Origin of the sequence: Kosmotoga sp. DU53 (genome assembly GCF_001639905.1) — a bacterium.
GTDB classification, from domain to species: domain Bacteria; phylum Thermotogota; class Thermotogae; order Petrotogales; family Kosmotogaceae; genus Kosmotoga; species Kosmotoga olearia.
Window position 1 is genome coordinate 1 of sequence record NZ_JGCK01000020.1, and the last position, 16,151, is coordinate 16,151.

Here is a 16,151-nt window from a genome sequence, read left to right on the forward strand (position 1 = left end):
ATCTACAATGTTTGACTCTGTATAAAAATCTAAGTTCCAGACGTGTTCAACTATTCGTGTTCTGCTCAATACTTGATTTGGATGACGCATTAAGAACTCCAGCAGTGCATATTCTCTTGGTGTTAAGTCTATCCTCTTTCCAGAGCGCTCAACATGATGGGTTACAGTATCAAGGACAAGATCGCCTACTTGAAGCTTCAAATTTAAAATTGTGGGAGGACGCCTTAAGATGGCTCTTATACGTGCAAGAAGTTCGCTGAAAGAGAATGGTTTTACAAGATAATCATCTGCTCCTGCATTCAATCCGGTAACTTTATCTTCAGTGCTATCAAGGGCTGTAAGCATAAGTATGGGTGTTGAAATACCATTTTCTCGAACTTCACGGCATACTTTTAAACCGTCTTTCACAGGCAGCATAATATCTAATATAATTAGATCATAGTCCACATCAAATATCTTATTCAATGCATCTTCTCCATTATCAACAGTATCAACAATGTATCCTTCTTCCGATAACCCTTTTTTTACAAATTCTGTGATTGCTTCTTCATCTTCCACAAGAAGAATTCTCACAAGTATCACTCCCCGTGAATTTGAAACTCGGTGCCATTAGGCACCGAGTAAAGTAATCTTATTTTACCACGTCTTCTTCATTCATTTTCCATCTCCTCTTGTATATTCTCACTCTCAGAATCAGCATCTTCAACATGAAGGATTTTTGCGGTTCCTGCATCGACTTTTACCTCTTGGCCATTGTCTAGGATCACACCATAAACAAGGAATCCATTTTCGTTTTCAAGCTTAATACTTTTGATGTTTGCGCTTGGGTATGAGCTCATAACCACGTTGGCTGCCTCTTCCTTACTGATCTTTGCAAGGGTAGAAAGATCTTTCGGTTCGGGGTTTGATACCATTACACTACCAGTGTAAGATGGTTCCTGTACTTCGGCCTGTTTTTCGGTATTTTCTACACTCTCTGATTGCTCGTTTGCTTCTGTGGCTTCAGATTCTTCATTTTTGACTTGTTCCTTAGTGTCATCATCTGCTGTTTGCGTTGTTGCATAAGATGGTGTTTGTGCGCTGCTTGAGCTGTTCGCAAAAGTAAAATTCGCTACCAGCAACATACTAACTAGCATCAATACGATAAGAATAGGGACAGTTTTTTTCTTTCATAAGTTACACCTCCTAATTTTTAATTTGACAGCCGGCTGTCTTTGATTTCCAACAATATGTTATCAATCAAAAATGAGAAAACTCTAAGAAAAGAATTAGAACTTTCTCATAATCTCAGGATGACTCAAATTACATTTTATTTTCCTAAAAGGTGGAATACAGGACCGTTTTTACAGAGCTTGTTTTTGGCGATATAAAATCCAGCTCCAAGGATAAAAAAATTAAGCCTTAGTACCCAAAAAGTCCAATCTGTAACTCTATGATTTTCTCTCCAAAAACAATGTTTGTTTTGGATATTTTCTTTTTTTCTGTGTTTGTTTTATATTTTTTGGTAAAATAAAAAAGTAAGGAATACTAACCAATTAGTTTTTAGGAGGTTTTTTATGATTGATGGCAGGACAGCAAATGAAGTTATTGGCGTTTTGCTGAAACATGGTGCTGAATTCGTGGAATTATTCATTGAAGAACGGGATACCAGCAACTTTTCCCTTGTTAATGGACAGCTAGAAAGAGCTCTTTCAGGAAAAACTTTTGGTATAGGTATCAGGGCCTTTTCTAAAAACCGTTCTTTATACGCCTTCACCAACGATCTTTCAAAAGAAACGTTAGTACAGATTGCTGCAAACCTTGGAGAAGTTATCAATGGGAATGGCGAACCACTTTCCCTTGATTTCCGCGAACAATCTATTGAGAACAGGCATCTCTTTATCCTTGAACCATCCTCTGTATCAAAGACAGACAAAGTCAAGGTAATGAAAATGGCTTTCAATGGTGCCAAAAGCGTTTCCAAACTCATAACCCAGGTACTTGTGGATTACTGGGATTACGATCAGAGGATTACCATCATAAATTCTGAAGGACTTAAGGTTTCAGATAGAAGGCTCAGAACAAGACTGATGATTACTGCCGTGGCTTCTAGGTACAATGAAAAAGAGACGGGCTTTTATGGTCCCGGTGCGGCAATGGGTTTTGAGTTTTTTAACACCTTTGATGTCTTTGAAGCAGGACAAAAAGCCGGGCGTATCGCGGCTCGAATGGTCGAAGCTGAATACGCTCCCGCTGGCAGGATGCCGGTAATCATTGCAAACGAATTTGGCGGTGTTATCTTTCACGAGGCCTGTGGACATGCCCTTGAAGCAACATCTGTAGCCAAGGGATCTTCAGTATTTACAGGTAAACTAGGCCAAAAAATAGCGGCCGATTGTGTTTCCGCAGTTGATGACGCTACAATACCGAATGCCTGGGGATCCACGAATATCGATGACGAGGGAACACCTACCAGGAGAAACGTGCTCATAGAAAATGGAGTACTGAAGAGTTATCTCATAGACAGGTTCAACGGCATAAAAATGGGTATGGAAAGTACAGGGAGCGCCAGAAGGCAGGACTATCGCTATGCTCCTACTTCAAGAATGAGCAATACCTTTATACTTCCGGGTCCATACTATCCTGAAGAGATCATTTCAAATACAGAATACGGACTTTATGCAAAATCCTTAGGCGGGGGCTCGGTAAATACAGGAACGGGAGAATTCAATTTTGCGGTCAGAGAAGGATACCTTATTGAAAAAGGAAGGATCACAAAACCTGTAAGGGGTGCAACGCTCATTGGAAAAGGCTCTGAGATCCTCATGAAGATTGACATGGTTGGAAATGATCTGAAACGCGGTCAGGGAATGTGTGGTTCAGCATCTGGTTTAATACCGGCTGAAGTAGGGCAACCAACCATTAGAGTCTCTGAATTGACCGTTGGGGGGCGAAATAGATGACGTTCGAGAATTTTAAGAAAATGGTTTTTGAGTACGCAGCCGCTAAGAAAACCAATGATTTTGAAATCTACATAAAGAAAACACACGAATTTGATGTCAGTATTCAGAAGGGTGAAATTGAGAAATACAAAGATGCTACAACATTGGGAGTGAGTTTCAAAGTTCTCAAAGATGGAAAGGTGGGTTATTCTTTTTCCGAGGTGCTGGACGAGCAAGCGGTGAAACTGCTTGTTGATGAAGCACTGGAAAATGTAACAGTAATAGAGTCTGAGGAGTCCGACTTTCTTCACGATGGTTCAGGAGAGTACACTGACTTTCCACCTTATCTCGGAGAATTTGATAGACTGACAACACGCGAAAAAATCAAAATAGCGATGGAACTTGAAAAAACGATTATCAATTCGCACCAGGAGATCTTTATGCTTCCCTATAATGCATTCAACCACAGGACATCAGAGACCTACATAGCCAATTCCTCTGGAATGGAAATGTATTCCAGGTCAGATGGTGGATATGCTTACGTTATGGCATTGGGTAAAAAGAACGGGTCGCCAAAGAGTGCTTTTTACTTCACGGCAGGAAAAAGTCTACAAGATCTTGAGCTTTCAAATATCCCCATAAGAATTTCCCGTGATATAGAACTGCTTCTCACTGCCAAACCTGTAAAGAGCGGTAAATACGCCGTTATTTTTAGAAACGATGCCTTTGGTTCGCTCCTGGCAGTTTTTGCTCAGATGTTCTCAGCTAAATCAGTGCAAAAAGGTCTTTCTCTCTTGAAAGATCAGCTTGGGAAAAAAATTGCTTCCGAAAAATTCACCTTGATTGACGACTCATTTTTGAAGATGAGCCCTGTTAGCAGAACCTTTGACGATCAAGGCGTACCAACAAGGAAAAAAGCAATAATCGAAAATGGAGAATTGAAAACCTATCTGTACGATTTAAAAACTGCTAGAATCGACAATCGTGAGTCAACGGGTAACGCTTTGAAGATAGGAAGCTACAAAGATCCTACAAGTATTTCTTATTTCAATCTTGTACTTGGAAATAGTGGAATCCCCTTCGAAGATATGGTAAAAGCTATCGAAAGAGGTCTGGTAATCATTGAACTTGATGGATTGCATTCAGGAACCAATCCGATTTCTGGCGATTTTTCCCTTGGTGCCAGAGGCTTTTTGATAGAAAACGGAAGGATTGTTGGAGGCGTTGAAGGGATAACAGTATCCGGTAACATCCTCGGCGTTTTGAAGAATATTGTCGAAACAGGTAACGATGCAAAGTTTTCCTTGCCAGGTATAACAGGATTCTCCTCATTTGCATTCCTTCCCTCAGTTTTAGTAGAGGAGATCGATGTAGCCGGGCTCTAACAAGTTTTGGGGTATCTCATAGATTGAACTTGCTATAATTCTTGCTGTAGCTCCCCAACATTGTGATTCGGGGAGCTATTTAGTTCTACTTAAAAACAACCTCTTTTATATAAACCTCATCACACGAAAGCACCCTAAGATCCCCTCCACAATAAGGGCAGTGAATTTCATAGCCCTGGGATGAAAACTTCTTTCCACAATCTTTGCATTCAAAGAGAAGTTCGTCAGTAATAAATTTGATTTCAAGATCTGGGAAATCTGACTCTTTTTTAATCACGTTGAAAGCTTCTTCGATCTGATTTTTGTCTGCCACAACTAGTTTTCCTATCCCGATAACAATTTTTTCGATATTCCCGAACTCTTCGGGCTTGAAATTCTGTTCGATGAATATCTTCACCCTTTCAGCTATCGATAATTCATGATGCATACAATTCCTCCTCTTTGTTTAAATTCAGCCACACCCCATCAAAAAACTTCAACAGATCCTCGGTGTGAGTTCTTCAACAAGCATCGGTAACACACGTTTAGCACCATTCCGGGTTTTCAAGATGAGTAAAGGTCTCTCAATTATGCCGCCAACAAATCCTATCGTTGAGGGGTCAAAACCTGCGTTTTTAAGTCTTTCTAACAAATCTTGAGCATCTTCAGGGTGGCAGATAATCACTGCTGTTCCTTCACATGCGAGGTATAGAGGATCGATACCCAGTATCTCTGAAACGGTTTTTACCCCCCCCGGTATCGGCAGTTTATCTTCATAGATAGCAAAATTTCTTTTTGTCGAGTGAGAGAATTCGTTGAGTATCTGGGCAAGGCCACCTCTTGTCGGATCTCTCATAGCATGAACACGCAACCCTTTTATAACAGCTAAAAGCTTTGTAAGTACCCGGCAATCAGATTGAAAATCTATTTGAAATCCCTTTCTTTCAGCCATTATAGCGGCCCCATGCAAACCAATTGGGCCTGTAATAATTATCAAATCGTTTGTTTCTATCCTTTTGACACAAAGCTTTTCGTATAAAACCTCTCCCAGGCACGTTGTGTTGATCACTATTTTATCGAGCGCTCCATGCTCCATTACCTTTGTGTCACCGGCGATGATTTTCACACCATTTTCATCGAGTTCTTTGCGAATGGAATCTATTATTTTATCCAGCCTGGAAAATTCAAATCCTTCTTCGAGAACAACTGAAAGGGTAATATATTTTGGTTTAGCTCCTGTCATTACAAGATCGTTTATGCTACCGCACACGGAAAGTTTCCCAATATCTCCGCCGGGAAAGAACACGGGACTGATAGTGAAACTGTCAGTGGTAACAGTATCTACAACTTCCTCCAAAAAACCGCTGTCATTTTCAGTTGAAACCAAAGTACTTCCAAGAAGTTTCTCTATATGCTTGAGTAACTTAAACTGTTTTTTCCCGCTGTTGTGGTGAAGTGTTATGATTCTTTCTTTCAAGCTATCACTCCCCTTTTCTTCCATACAGAAAACTCGCATGACAGGCCCCTTCTGATGAAACCATGCATGGACCAACGGGCGTTTCCGGTAAACAGAGAGTACCAAAGAGCTGGCATTCTTCAGGTTTTATCTTGCCGGTAAGAACTTCACCGCAGGGACATGGATCTTCTGAACTTACGTTTTCCATTTGAAAATGCGCCATAACGTCGAATCTTCGGTATTTTTCTCTGAGTTTCAATCCTGAATTGGGGATAGTGCCCAATCCTCTCCAAAGGGTATCTGTAACCTCAAAAAAATTCTTAATTTTCTTCTCGCGCGTCGAGATTTCCTTCTGGTTTCACAGCAGAAGCATAAACATTAACAACCCCATAAGCACTCTTCTCAAGCATTTCGGACATCTTTTCCAACGCAACGGTTAGTTCTTCTCGTGTGAACCCGGCTATAACAAATGGCTTTTTTACTTTCTCTGCCAGCTTTATGTAAGGTCGCTCACCTATTATTGTGCTAACATGACCCGGGCAGATGAAACCATCGAGTTTGTTTTCTTCATCTTCGAGAAGAGCCTCCATCGCCGGCGGTATAAGTTTGAGCAATAGATATACGTAAAGGTTTTCTATTCTTTCTCTCTCGATTTCTTCAATCAGCGACGCTATAAGAGGAGCTGTGGTTTCAAAACCAATAGCAACAAAAACAGCGCCTCTGGCTGGATCTTTCTTCATATCATCCACAATCCATAACGGGTTGTACACCTCTCTCACGCAAGCACCAAGAGCTTTTCTCTCCCTTAAATTCCCATTTTTTCCCGGAACCTTCATAAGATCACCGAAAGTGTAGATTCTCATTCCTAGATCACAAAGGTAAAGTATCCTGTCTATATCGGATTGTGAAGTGACACATACAGGACATCCCGGACCACAAACAAGCTCTAGTTTCTCTGAGTAAAACTCTTTTAACCCATACCTCATGAGGGCGTGAGTGTGAGTCCCGCAAATTTCCATAACTCTGTACTTCTTAGCTTCCACGAGCTTCATCTATCCTTTCAGCAATTTCTAATATTTTCCTTGCTGCTTCAGTGTCGATTGTTTGTATAGCAAACCCGGCGTGAACGAGTACAAAATCACCCGGAGAAACGTCCGGGACAAGTCTTATGTCAACCTCAAGTTTTATTCCTTCCCGTCCTACAAGGGCTTTATTATCTTTGATTTTGATAACCTTCAAGGGTATTGCCAAGCACATCATCCATCACTTCCAATCACATGCCAGTAGATCTGCCCAAACGCTATTCCCTCATCGTTTGGAGAGACTTTTTCATTAAACCAGACATTAAAACCTTTTTTCTCTAACAAGGCAACGGCCACCTCAAGCAAAAGTTTGTTTTGAAAAACACCTCCAGAAAGACATACGTTCTTTTCTCCTGTAAGTTTCTTTATTTCTTCACACACAACAGAAATAGCTTCGGCGAGCGTTCGATGGAATTTCGAAGCGAGTTCTGAGATTGAATTTTTATCTTTTTCGCTATAAAGTTCCCTTATCATTTTCCGAAAGTCAATTTGCCATGGTAAGGCAGATTTATCCAATACCCAGGAAAATGATTCAGAATGCCTTTTGGCAACAGATTCCAGCTTCATTGGGGCCTCCCCTTCAAAGGTATTCTCTTTGCAAACATCGAGTACAGCAGCGACAGCATCGAACAACCTTCCAGCTGAAGAAGTCTTCACGGGAGCGTTTTCATACAACAGGTGAGCTTTTTCATCTTTCAAATCCATTCCGGAGTCAATCAGGTAAGCGTAAGCCATGAGCATCGGTTGCTTGATAGCCAGTTCTCCTGAAGGCATTGGGATGTAACGTAAATGCGCAAATCTCATACATTTCGAATTATCAATAGAGAAAAACTCTCCTCCCCAGATTTTCCCATCAAATCCGTATCCGGTACCGTCAAAAGCAACACCTATACATTTCTTTAATGCTTTCTCAGCCATAACGCTGTAAATATGGGCAACATGGTGTTGACAGGAATATATTTCACAATCCCTATTTTCAGCGTATTCTTCACCAAGCGTTCTCGAAAAGTAATCTGGATGAAGATCGGTAATTACAACCCTGGCGTGTAAATCGAAGAGCTTTTCGAAGCGCTTTAGCATTTTTTGATACTGCACCTGATTTATGTAATACGAAAGATCCCCAAGATACTGGCTCCCATAAAAATTCCCTTCTCTGAAAAAACCGAAACTGGATTTTAGGTCCGCTCCTGTGGCGAGAATTTCCGGGTGCTTTCTGTTTCTTGACGGTATCTTTATGACCTCCGGAATAAAACCACGAGATTTTCTTACAAAAACCGGCTTTCCTGCTAAAACCTTAATAACGGAATCGTCGCATCTGTTCACAATTCTTCTGTCATGCAGCAAAAGACCATCGCTTAGTTTCGAAAGTTTTGTAAGAGCTTCAAAATTATCGGCACACAACATCTCTCCAGATATGTTTCCACTCGTTACTATTAGCACAGAGAATTTTTCCAGAAGAAGATGGTGAATTCCGGTATAGGGAAGTATCACTCCTATGGTATGAAATCCTGGCGAAACGTCGTAAAAAATGTCCCCGCGTTTTCTTAAAATAACGATAGGTCTTGCAGGAGAAAGAAGCAGCCTTTCCTCAACCTCTCCAATATATGCAAATTTTTTAACTGTCTCCAGGTCTTTTGCCATAACCACAAAGGGTTTCCAGGGTCTGGCTTTCAGTTTCCGCAGTTTTTTGATAGCATCCGAGTCTGGTTTACAAACGAGGTGAATCCCTCCTATTCCTTTTATAGCCACGGTGCCACCGGCACGTATTATGTCTATCGCCTGCTTAACAGCTTCTTCACCTGATAAGTGACTTACAATCTCATTTTTGATAATTTCTACGAGCCAGTATTTTGGTCCACAATTTTCGCAGCAATTGGTTTGAGCATGATATCGCCGGTCTCTCAGGTTTGTGTATTCGGTATTACAGTCACGACACATGGAAAAGTCATCCATCGATGTTTTGTCTCTGTCGTAAGGCAGCGCATAAGCTATTGAAAAACGTGGTCCACATCGGGCACAGTTGGTAAAGGGATAAAGATATCTTCTGTTCCCTTTTGAGAACATCTCACCAACACATTCATCGCACATGGCTATGTCCGGCGGCATCGATGTGCTGATTTTTCCCGTCTTCTTACTTTTGATTATTCTAAAACCCTTTATCTTGTTCGTTTTCACAGCTTTTTTTGAAAAGGAGATCTCACTAATTTTCGCTGGCATTGGCTTTCTTTCATTCAAAATTTCGATGAATTCTCTCAACTTCGTTTCATCGCAATAGAGAACGATTCTTACGCCGCTTTCACAGTTCTCCACATAACCGTGTAAACCAAGGTCTTCAGCAAGAGTTGCCACAAAAGGCCTAAAACCAACGCCTTGAACGATACCGTTAATCATTATTTCAAACGCTTCTATTTCTTGCATTCTCTCTCAAATCCTTTCACAATGGTCTCGATAATCCTTTTCATTTCCAGAGAAAGAGTCGTGCCAAGAGAAAGGACGGCGGGCCTTAATCCAACCAGGTAAATTTCAAATCTCTTCTTCCTATTCAAAAAGTCGATAATAGAAGCCAATCCAAAACTATGAGTGGAAAAGGAAAAATCACGTATCTCTTCTTTTTCATAAATCCGGTAATTTTCCTCTATCCCTTGAACCGTGTCAATGAAAACGATAACGTCATGTTTCCCTTTTGAAAGCGCATCGAGGTAATTTTCCGGTGTTTGATAACATTTAACAGCTTTCCAGTTTTCAGAAAGTGGAAACTCCAAAATTCTATCTATGATTAATAAACCAGCTGTATCATCTGACCTCAACGGATTTCCAAGCCCCACGAAAAGCACCTGGCGCTTTCTCAACTTCAATAAAAATTCCTCGATTTTACTTAAACGCATCTTCAACAACGACAAGATGCCGGCATTTCGGGCAAAGGAGTTTAAAGAGTTCCTCTCTCCTGATGATCTCTCTTGGTCGCATTTCAGGAAAGGAATATCCCAGATCTGTTAGTTTTATCAGGACAAGATTTGGATTACCATAGGTGTAAGCCCCAAGTCTTTTTATAAGCCATTTAAGATGATCAACAGTTGTGATAATTGCCCCACATCTCTCACAGAAGACGAGTTCTTTTTCAATACAGTTGTAATTTCTTTCTTCTGATCTATCAAAGGTTGCGGTCGTAAAATCTGTAGTTTGAACGATTCCATCTTCAACAATGCACTTTTCCTGGCATTGTCCGCAATATATGCAATCGGTATACTTCACAGTTAAGACCCTTACCTTTTCAACCAGGTCATCCACCATGTCTATCGCTTTCGCAGGGCAAACCTGGACACATGCACCGCATCCGACACATTTTTCGGGGTTGAAGAGAGGCTTTCCCCTGTAAGTTTCGACAGGTTCATAAACTTCAAAGGGGAACTTCGTTGTAAACCTTTTAGAAAAGATGTTGGAAATAGCTTCCTTTATCTCTCTAATTTTCGGAGTCATCATTATTTTCACTCTCCTTCAGACTTTCACCGTACATATCTACAACAGTACCTTTAAAAGGCTTCACACCGCTCCTGTAAGCAGCTCTTGAAATTGCATGGGCCGCAACCGGTGATGTAAGTAATATGAATACCATACATATCAACGCTTTCATGCCTCCAGCGCTAAATCCTTCCAGTACAAAAACCCCCACCAATATTCCAGCCGAACCAAAGGTGACACATTTCGTCGCTGCCTGTAATCTGTTGAAAACATCCGGCAATCTGAGCAATCCCAGTGCCCCAAAAAAATCGAAGGCAAGGCCAAAACAGATCAACATGTATCCTATAACCGTTCTAATCATCAAGAGCCCTCCCTTCAAGGAATTTAGCCAGAGCCAGAGATACTATAAAACTTTGGAGCGCCCATGCCATCGCGATGTCTATGAAGAAAGATGCCGTGGTAAAGACGTATAAAAGAGCTAAAAGCCCGACGATTAATATGCCAAATATATCCACAGCCACGATTCTATCTGCTGCTGAAGGTCCAAAGATCACTCTTAAGATTGTCATTAGCGTACAGGCGAGGAGTATATTGATCAATCTGGCCACGAAAGCAAGATCAACCAGGAAGAAATTACCTATAAAAAAAGCGATGATTACCACAAGGCCAATCAGCCATTTCAATATTTTCATCGCATAAACCTCCTCAGGATTGACTCGAATCTATCACCTATGAGTTCAGTACATTTATCCACTTCAAAAGCTTTAACGTTGATCCAGTGTATGTAAAGAAAACCTTCATCTTTGTCAATATCCACGGTCAATGTTCCGGGGGTAAGGGTTATAGAGTTAGCGAGAACAGTTAAAGAAGCGTCTTCTTTCAACTTGCTCTTTATTCTGATGAATCCCGGTTTTATGGGAAGATACGGATTTACAACAATCATGACTACGTTGAGATTTGCCTTCAGCATCTCCCAGAAGAGAACCAATAAATAGAGCAAAAAATAGGGCGCCTTGCTGGCAATAATGCTTCTCCCGCTTTTAAAAAGGATTTTCCCCGCTACAAGGGAAACGAAAAGAGCAACTACCAGACCGGCAATAATCTCCTGAACATCTGTGATAGCTGTTATAAGTATCCAGACAAAAAAGGATAATGTAAAAACCGTAATTTTACTTTTCGTGGAAAGTTTCATCGTCCACCACCTGCCGTAAACAAAGCGATGTAGGCCGTTCTGTCCGTTATACAGGAAACAACCTTTTCCAGAATGTTTTCCCGCACAACAGGAACGTAAAACAAAGCGGTTGCAAGTGTAAGAACCGCAAGGATTATCATGGGAATCTTCAGTGATGCGGGTAGAGATCCTTTATCGTTAACCTCTTTATTCCTCTTTCTGAAAGCCTTCTTGAGCATTCCAAGATAATATCCAAGAGTTATCACGCTTACCGCGAGGGCAATAATCGCATAGATAAATTTTCCGGTATATATTGCGGCGGTAATTATAATCAGCTTGCTGAAGAATCCACCGAAAGGAGGTACACCGGAAATTCCTAAAGAAGCCATAAGAGATGTTACGTAAGTGGTTCTGTCACTTACACCTTTCATCTCTTCCATATCTCTCGTGCCTTCAATCAGTTCCACTGCTCCAGCATCCATGAAAAGCAATCCTTTCAGTACAGCATGGTTCAACATGTGATAAATCGCACCAAGCACCCCAAGGGGTGTTCCAATACCGAGAGCGAAGATGATGTATCCCATCTGGCTGACACTGCTGAAACCCAGCATTCTCTTGATATCTTTCTGCATAACAGCTACAAGAGCGCCTATTACCATGGAAAGCGTCCCAAATATAAGAAACAATTCCTTCACCAGTTCTGAAACCCCGAATACCATGTAGAAAACCCTAATGAGTGTGTAAGCTCCCAGAACTTTTATCAGTACCCCGGAAAGCATAGCCGATACAGGTGATGGAGCTGAAGGATGTGCATCTGGTAACCACGAATGAAATGGAAACATCGCCGCTTTCAATCCAAACCCCGTCAGGAATAGAGCGTAAACAAGGTTAGTCTCACCTACCCCAATCATCTTATTTGAAATCTGCATCAGGGTCAAAGACGAGGTCATACTGTACACGCAACCTATCCCAAAGAGCACAAGGCTTGAGGATAACGAACTCATGATCGCGTACTTGAAGGCCGCTTCATAATGTTCCGCCTCACCATGAAAAGCTACAAGAGCGTAAGTAGCTATAAGCGCGATCTCCATAAAGACAAAGAGGTTGAAGAGGTCACCGGTAATCGCCACACCGTTAAGGCCGGTAATCATCAGCATTAAAAGCGCGTAGTAGTTCCATATACCAGAAAATTTTCTCATATATCCGACGGAATAAATCGTACTCAGTACAGCCAACGCGGAGACCATGGTAACCAAAAAGGCTGATAAATAATCGATTACAAAGGATATGGTATACGGTATTTTCCATCCGGAAAGTTCGTAAAGAATCGCTCCTCCTTCGCTTTCAATCATAGGAAAGAGCAGGAGAGAAATCGCTAAAAGAGAGAAAGTGGCCGTCAAAGCAATCAGTTCTGGCAGAACCTTATTCTTCCTCCCTAATAGAACAATCAAGAAACCTGCAGCCAAAGGTATGATAACCAGATAAGGTATTATCACTCCCTGAGCCTCCTTATCTTCCTCAGGTCAAATGTTCCGTATTTACGATGAATATTTATAGCCAGCGTTATCAACAATGCGGTCACACCGAGCTCGATAACAATAGACGTCAGAACCAGCGCCTGCGGCAGTGGATCGACCATCAGTATTAGTTCGTGCTCTTCTCCGGGAAGAAATATAGGAAATCTCGCACCTTCTCTGTACGCAATAAGTATCAGGAAAAGATTTGTAGCGTAACCCATAATACCGAACCCAAGAATTACTTTCACGATATTTCTCTTTACGAGCATTCCATACAATCCAACAAGAAAGAGCGCAAAACAAAGTATGTAGAGATTCATAGTCATTCCTCCCTGTTATCCTCTCCTTCATCATGTTCTATCAAAGCCAAAACAACAAACGCAAGGAATATTCCCGTTCCAACTTTTAAGGCAATGGCGAAATTCAGTAGCGGTATAGTACCTGAGCTGAAGAGATCAAAAAGTTTCCCTTTTCCCAGGAAGTTTGTCAGAAAAGGTAGCCCAAGCAGCATAGCAACCAAACCAATTCCAACATAAAACAGAACTCCCGTGGACTCCAGCATATGAAGTGCTTCCTCATCCGGAAGCTTTATCGGAGATTTTTTACCGTATGCGAGAGTGATGTGAATGAAAGCCAAAGCAATAACGAGTCCACCAGCGAATCCACCGCCGGGCGTCAGGTGCCCGTGAACAACAAGAAATATTCCATAAAGCATTATCAACCAGACAGTGAAACGCGTTATGGTCTTGACAATGATTGTCATTCCGTGTTCTTTTTTCATATGTCATCCTTCCCTTTGTCCCTTTTTCTAAGGAGGGTTACAACGCCAAGAATAGAAACGAATAAAATAGTTGCCTCACCAAGGGTGTCATAAACTCTGTAATCAAGAACAACGGAGGTCACAAGGTTGACCGCACCTGTTTCCTCAGTACCACTTTCCAGATATCTCTCTGAAACCTCTAGCAAGGGTTTTCCAAATTCTGGCAGAATGGAGAAAAGTGGAGCTATCAGAAAAAGAACCAAAAGAATCACAACTAATTTGGCGGAGAAAGAAACCTTACTTTCTTTAACGGTTTCATAACGCTCGCCGGAATTCTTCAACAGCAAAATAAGGATTATCACCGAGATGATTTCGTAAACAAACTGTACGAGAGCGAGGTCAGGTGCCTGTAAAAATAGAAAAGCAACGGCAACAGCGAGTCCAACCATACCAACAGAAATCACCGAAGACAAAAGGTCTTTTATTTCGAGAGCAACTATCGATGCGAAAATCATAAAACCAATGAGAAAGTACATCCACGATTCGATTGGCATACGTTACCCCCCTCTCGCCATTACAAAGAGAAAAACGAATAGCCCAATAACTATCCATACCAGTTGAAAAGACAGCTCACCTGTATGCAACTTTCTCAGTGGTATTGCCAGGTTGCGGGCACCTGCTTTCAACAGTTCAAAGGCATCAAACCATTTATTTTCCGCTGCTGTGTATATACTCTTCAGCGGTGGCATTTCTTCAACTTCGTTGAAAAAATCAACCCCACTAATCTTGAAAGAAGCAGAATCTTTCTGACCTCCAACAAAAGCTTCATCAAACCTCACTCGCTTAAAAATCAGATAAATGAGGCCACCGAACAAAAGACTGAGGACAATCACACTCAGCAGTTCCGGCGAAGAATAGAAACCTACTGGAGTAATTTGTTTCACAGGCAGGATTCTATCGATAAATCTTAGAGGGAAGAACCTCCATCCAATACCGATCATCAGACAAAGGCCTGCATTTATCGATAGCGCTATTTGTCTGACAATCGAAACTTCCTTTACTCCATCCAACCTTTTGGGTCGCTTGCTGAGAAAAGACGAATAGATGAACTTCATAAAACTGGCAAAGGTCAACGCACTACCAAAAAGGGCAAGAACAAGGCATATCATATATAAAACACCCAGCATATAACCGCTGCTGGCTATTGCAATTAATACTCCCTGATACACCAACCATTTAGAAACGAAACCATTGGTAAGTGGTATTCCAGAAATGGAGAAGGAACAGACCAACGTGCCTATGAAAGTAACCGGCATTTTTTTGGATAGCCCCCCTATTTTTTCGAGTTCACTTGTTCCGGACTGACTCTCAACATTTCCCATCCCCATAAACAATCCGGATTTATAGATAGAATGGTTAACCATGTGCAACAACCCACCAGCTATACCAATGGGATTACCGGTCGCTACACCAAGGACCATGTATCCAACCTGGCTAACGGCATGATAACCGAGAAGCTTTCGCCCGTTGTGCTGTATCAGAGCCATCATAACTGCAGCTATTATTGTCAAAGCACCGAGTAAGGCCATCACTATTTTCAGAACTTCCGAAGGAGTTATGAAATTCATGAACAGCCTGGCAAAAAGGTAAATACCCATTAGTTTGTCGAGAGAAGCGGGAAGCAAAAAAGTGGATTCGAGAATGGATTTCTCACAGTATTCCGGAACCCATGTATGGAGTGGAAAAGCTCCAGCTTTAGCAAAAGAAGCTAAAGCTATAAAAATGAAAGCCGTCACAATCCATCCTCCGTTTATGCCAATTGGACTTCCACTCATCCTGAGAGGCAAGCCTGTGGAGCTAATAATGATTAAAAAGGCAAATATCAGCAGAGCATCTGATATTCCTGAAATCAGCAAAGCCTTCTTGGAAATTGCAGCCGCTTCTTCACGAATAACACCGTACAAATAAAGCATCAAACCTGACAATCCCCAGAAAATGAGAAAAAGAATTGCATTATCAGACATAAGGGCGCTGTTGACGAAGTACACTGTGAGGATAAAGTATATATGAACCTTTTTTATACCGGTTTTCAGAAGGTATATAGAAAAAACAAAGCCAAGAAGATTAGCAAAGAATACTGTGAAGAAAGAAAGATCGTCAAGGACGTACAACTTCTCGCCATTCAAAGAAAAACTGAGTGGAAGATCTCTATACTGCTCCCCTGAAGAATTGGACAGGAAAAAAGTAGAGAGATAAAATAAAGGCAAGGGGGTGCAGATAATGGCAAAGAAACTCTCGACAGAAGAAAAGATGGCAATAATTCTGGAAGGCTTCGTCGAGAAAAGAGCGTTTCTCAAATCTGCAGAGAACATGGAATTTCACAAGCTCAGTATTACAAATGGCGTGACAGGTTTCTCGAAG

20 protein-coding genes and 1 pseudogene are annotated in these 16,151 nt (G+C 41.4%); 3 read left to right on the forward strand and 18 right to left on the reverse strand.

The features are described 5' to 3' along the window. Window positions 1-573 (reverse strand): response regulator transcription factor (locus tag DU53_RS02815; protein ID WP_063727374.1); only part of this gene is annotated, 573 nt, incomplete at its 3' end. Between the two features lie 77 nt (window positions 574-650). Next, window positions 651-1,136 carry a PepSY domain-containing protein gene (locus DU53_RS02820; RefSeq protein ID WP_161484735.1) on the reverse strand — a complete coding sequence of 162 codons (486 nt, stop codon included), beginning with the start codon at window positions 1,134-1,136 and terminating at the stop codon, window positions 651-653. A gap of 420 nt (window positions 1,137-1,556) precedes the next feature. Between DU53_RS02820 and DU53_RS02825 the strand changes: the two genes are divergently transcribed. Next, the gene (locus DU53_RS02825) at window positions 1,557-2,942 is read left to right on the forward strand and encodes a TldD/PmbA family protein (protein ID WP_012745055.1); all 1,386 of its coding nucleotides are present in this window, start codon (window positions 1,557-1,559) and stop codon (window positions 2,940-2,942) included. Then, window positions 2,939-4,306, forward strand: a complete 1,368-nt coding sequence (locus DU53_RS02830; RefSeq protein ID WP_063727378.1) for a TldD/PmbA family protein — start codon at window positions 2,939-2,941, stop codon at window positions 4,304-4,306. The genes DU53_RS02825 and DU53_RS02830 overlap by 4 nt, the downstream gene beginning before the upstream one ends. A gap of 85 nt (window positions 4,307-4,391) precedes the next feature. Here the strand turns inward: DU53_RS02830 and DU53_RS02835 are convergent, their stop codons facing one another. The 16 genes from DU53_RS02835 to DU53_RS02905 are packed head-to-tail and all read right to left on the reverse strand — an operon-like array spanning window position 4,392 to window position 15,916. Beyond that, a complete protein-coding gene (locus DU53_RS02835; protein WP_012745057.1) occupies window positions 4,392-4,733 on the reverse strand; it encodes a hydrogenase maturation nickel metallochaperone HypA in 342 nt (113 codons plus the stop codon). Between the two features lie 48 nt (window positions 4,734-4,781). Next, window positions 4,782-5,786 (reverse strand): hydrogenase expression/formation protein HypE, encoded by a 1,005-nt coding sequence (gene hypE / locus DU53_RS02840; RefSeq protein ID WP_049753243.1) that lies wholly within the window; start codon window positions 5,784-5,786, stop codon window positions 4,782-4,784. Then, window positions 5,767-6,024: a hypothetical protein gene (locus DU53_RS11825; RefSeq protein WP_235599676.1), complete on the reverse strand. Its 258-nt coding sequence runs from the start codon at window positions 6,022-6,024 to the stop codon at window positions 5,767-5,769. Before DU53_RS11825 ends, hypE begins: the two co-directional genes overlap by 20 nt. 37 nt (window positions 6,025-6,061) lie before the next feature. Beyond that, on the reverse strand, window positions 6,062-6,793 hold the full coding sequence (hypD, locus tag DU53_RS02845) for a hydrogenase formation protein HypD (protein ID WP_082853777.1): 732 nt from the start codon (window positions 6,791-6,793) through the stop codon (window positions 6,062-6,064). Further along, window positions 6,774-6,998 carry a HypC/HybG/HupF family hydrogenase formation chaperone gene (locus DU53_RS02850; RefSeq protein ID WP_041288842.1) on the reverse strand — a complete coding sequence of 75 codons (225 nt, stop codon included), beginning with the start codon at window positions 6,996-6,998 and terminating at the stop codon, window positions 6,774-6,776. The genes hypD and DU53_RS02850 overlap by 20 nt, the downstream gene beginning before the upstream one ends. Next, window positions 6,998-9,214, reverse strand: a complete 2,217-nt coding sequence (hypF, locus tag DU53_RS02855) for a carbamoyltransferase HypF (protein ID WP_235599677.1) — start codon at window positions 9,212-9,214, stop codon at window positions 6,998-7,000. The genes DU53_RS02850 and hypF overlap by 1 nt, the downstream gene beginning before the upstream one ends. A gap of 14 nt (window positions 9,215-9,228) precedes the next feature. Further along, window positions 9,229-9,708 carry a hydrogenase maturation protease gene (locus tag DU53_RS02860; RefSeq protein WP_082853778.1) on the reverse strand — a complete coding sequence of 160 codons (480 nt, stop codon included), beginning with the start codon at window positions 9,706-9,708 and terminating at the stop codon, window positions 9,229-9,231. Next, entirely contained in the window at window positions 9,695-10,303 is a 609-nt protein-coding gene (locus tag DU53_RS02865) for a 4Fe-4S binding protein (RefSeq protein WP_012745063.1), read from the reverse strand. The genes DU53_RS02860 and DU53_RS02865 overlap by 14 nt, the downstream gene beginning before the upstream one ends. After that, a complete protein-coding gene (gene mnhG, locus DU53_RS02870) occupies window positions 10,284-10,643 on the reverse strand; it encodes a monovalent cation/H(+) antiporter subunit G (protein ID WP_012745064.1) in 360 nt (119 codons plus the stop codon). Before mnhG ends, DU53_RS02865 begins: the two co-directional genes overlap by 20 nt. Beyond that, window positions 10,636-10,974: a monovalent cation/H+ antiporter complex subunit F gene (locus DU53_RS02875; RefSeq protein ID WP_012745065.1), complete on the reverse strand. Its 339-nt coding sequence runs from the start codon at window positions 10,972-10,974 to the stop codon at window positions 10,636-10,638. Before DU53_RS02875 ends, mnhG begins: the two co-directional genes overlap by 8 nt. Then, entirely contained in the window at window positions 10,971-11,474 is a 504-nt protein-coding gene (locus DU53_RS02880; protein ID WP_012745066.1) for a Na+/H+ antiporter subunit E, read from the reverse strand. The genes DU53_RS02875 and DU53_RS02880 overlap by 4 nt, the downstream gene beginning before the upstream one ends. Then, complete coding sequence (locus tag DU53_RS02885) at window positions 11,471-12,949, reverse strand: complex I subunit 5 family protein (RefSeq protein ID WP_012745067.1); 1,479 nt, start codon at window positions 12,947-12,949, stop codon at window positions 11,471-11,473. The genes DU53_RS02880 and DU53_RS02885 overlap by 4 nt, the downstream gene beginning before the upstream one ends. Further along, a complete protein-coding gene (locus DU53_RS02890) occupies window positions 12,946-13,290 on the reverse strand; it encodes a sodium:proton antiporter (protein WP_012745068.1) in 345 nt (114 codons plus the stop codon). Before DU53_RS02890 ends, DU53_RS02885 begins: the two co-directional genes overlap by 4 nt. Before the next feature lie 2 nt (window positions 13,291-13,292). Then, window positions 13,293-13,751, reverse strand: a complete 459-nt coding sequence (locus DU53_RS02895; RefSeq protein ID WP_041288627.1) for an MnhB domain-containing protein — start codon at window positions 13,749-13,751, stop codon at window positions 13,293-13,295. Next, the gene (gene mbhE, locus DU53_RS02900; protein ID WP_041288628.1) at window positions 13,748-14,284 is read right to left on the reverse strand and encodes a hydrogen gas-evolving membrane-bound hydrogenase subunit E; all 537 of its coding nucleotides are present in this window, start codon (window positions 14,282-14,284) and stop codon (window positions 13,748-13,750) included. The genes DU53_RS02895 and mbhE overlap by 4 nt, the downstream gene beginning before the upstream one ends. Window positions 14,285-14,287: 3 nt before the next feature. After that, a complete protein-coding gene (locus DU53_RS02905) occupies window positions 14,288-15,916 on the reverse strand; it encodes a complex I subunit 5 family protein (protein WP_161484736.1) in 1,629 nt (542 codons plus the stop codon). A gap of 94 nt (window positions 15,917-16,010) precedes the next feature. Here DU53_RS02905 and DU53_RS11830 point away from each other — a divergent pair. Next, window positions 16,011-16,151, forward strand: a pseudogene (locus DU53_RS11830) (transposase); the annotation flags it as partial.

Bases quoted from the DNA above. Each gene is read 5' to 3' on its own strand.
- DU53_RS02865 (WP_012745063.1), bottom strand. From the start codon at position 10,303: ATGATGACTCCGAAAATTAGAGAGATAAAGGAAGCTATTTCCAACATC.
- DU53_RS02825 (WP_012745055.1), top strand. From the start codon at position 1,557: ATGATTGATGGCAGGACAGCAAATGAAGTTATTGGCGTTTTGCTGAAA.
- hypE (WP_049753243.1), bottom strand. From the start codon at position 5,786: ATGGAAGAAAAGGGGAGTGATAGCTTGAAAGAAAGAATCATAACACTT.
- DU53_RS02820 (WP_161484735.1), bottom strand. From the start codon at position 1,136: ATGCTAGTTAGTATGTTGCTGGTAGCGAATTTTACTTTTGCGAACAGC.
- hypD (WP_082853777.1), bottom strand. From the start codon at position 6,793: ATGAAGCTCGTGGAAGCTAAGAAGTACAGAGTTATGGAAATTTGCGGG.
- DU53_RS02890 (WP_012745068.1), bottom strand. From the start codon at position 13,290: ATGAATCTCTACATACTTTGTTTTGCGCTCTTTCTTGTTGGATTGTAT.
- DU53_RS02835 (WP_012745057.1), bottom strand. From the start codon at position 4,733: ATGCATCATGAATTATCGATAGCTGAAAGGGTGAAGATATTCATCGAA.
- DU53_RS02850 (WP_041288842.1), bottom strand. From the start codon at position 6,998: ATGTGCTTGGCAATACCCTTGAAGGTTATCAAAATCAAAGATAATAAA.
- hypF (WP_235599677.1), bottom strand. From the start codon at position 9,214: ATGATTAACGGTATCGTTCAAGGCGTTGGTTTTAGGCCTTTTGTGGCA.
- DU53_RS02880 (WP_012745066.1), bottom strand. From the start codon at position 11,474: ATGAAACTTTCCACGAAAAGTAAAATTACGGTTTTTACATTATCCTTT.
- DU53_RS02875 (WP_012745065.1), bottom strand. From the start codon at position 10,974: ATGAAAATATTGAAATGGCTGATTGGCCTTGTGGTAATCATCGCTTTT.
- DU53_RS02860 (WP_082853778.1), bottom strand. From the start codon at position 9,708: ATGCGTTTAAGTAAAATCGAGGAATTTTTATTGAAGTTGAGAAAGCGC.
- DU53_RS02830 (WP_063727378.1), top strand. From the start codon at position 2,939: ATGACGTTCGAGAATTTTAAGAAAATGGTTTTTGAGTACGCAGCCGCT.
- mnhG (WP_012745064.1), bottom strand. From the start codon at position 10,643: ATGATTAGAACGGTTATAGGATACATGTTGATCTGTTTTGGCCTTGCC.
- mbhE (WP_041288628.1), bottom strand. From the start codon at position 14,284: ATGCCAATCGAATCGTGGATGTACTTTCTCATTGGTTTTATGATTTTC.
- DU53_RS02895 (WP_041288627.1), bottom strand. From the start codon at position 13,751: ATGAAAAAAGAACACGGAATGACAATCATTGTCAAGACCATAACGCGT.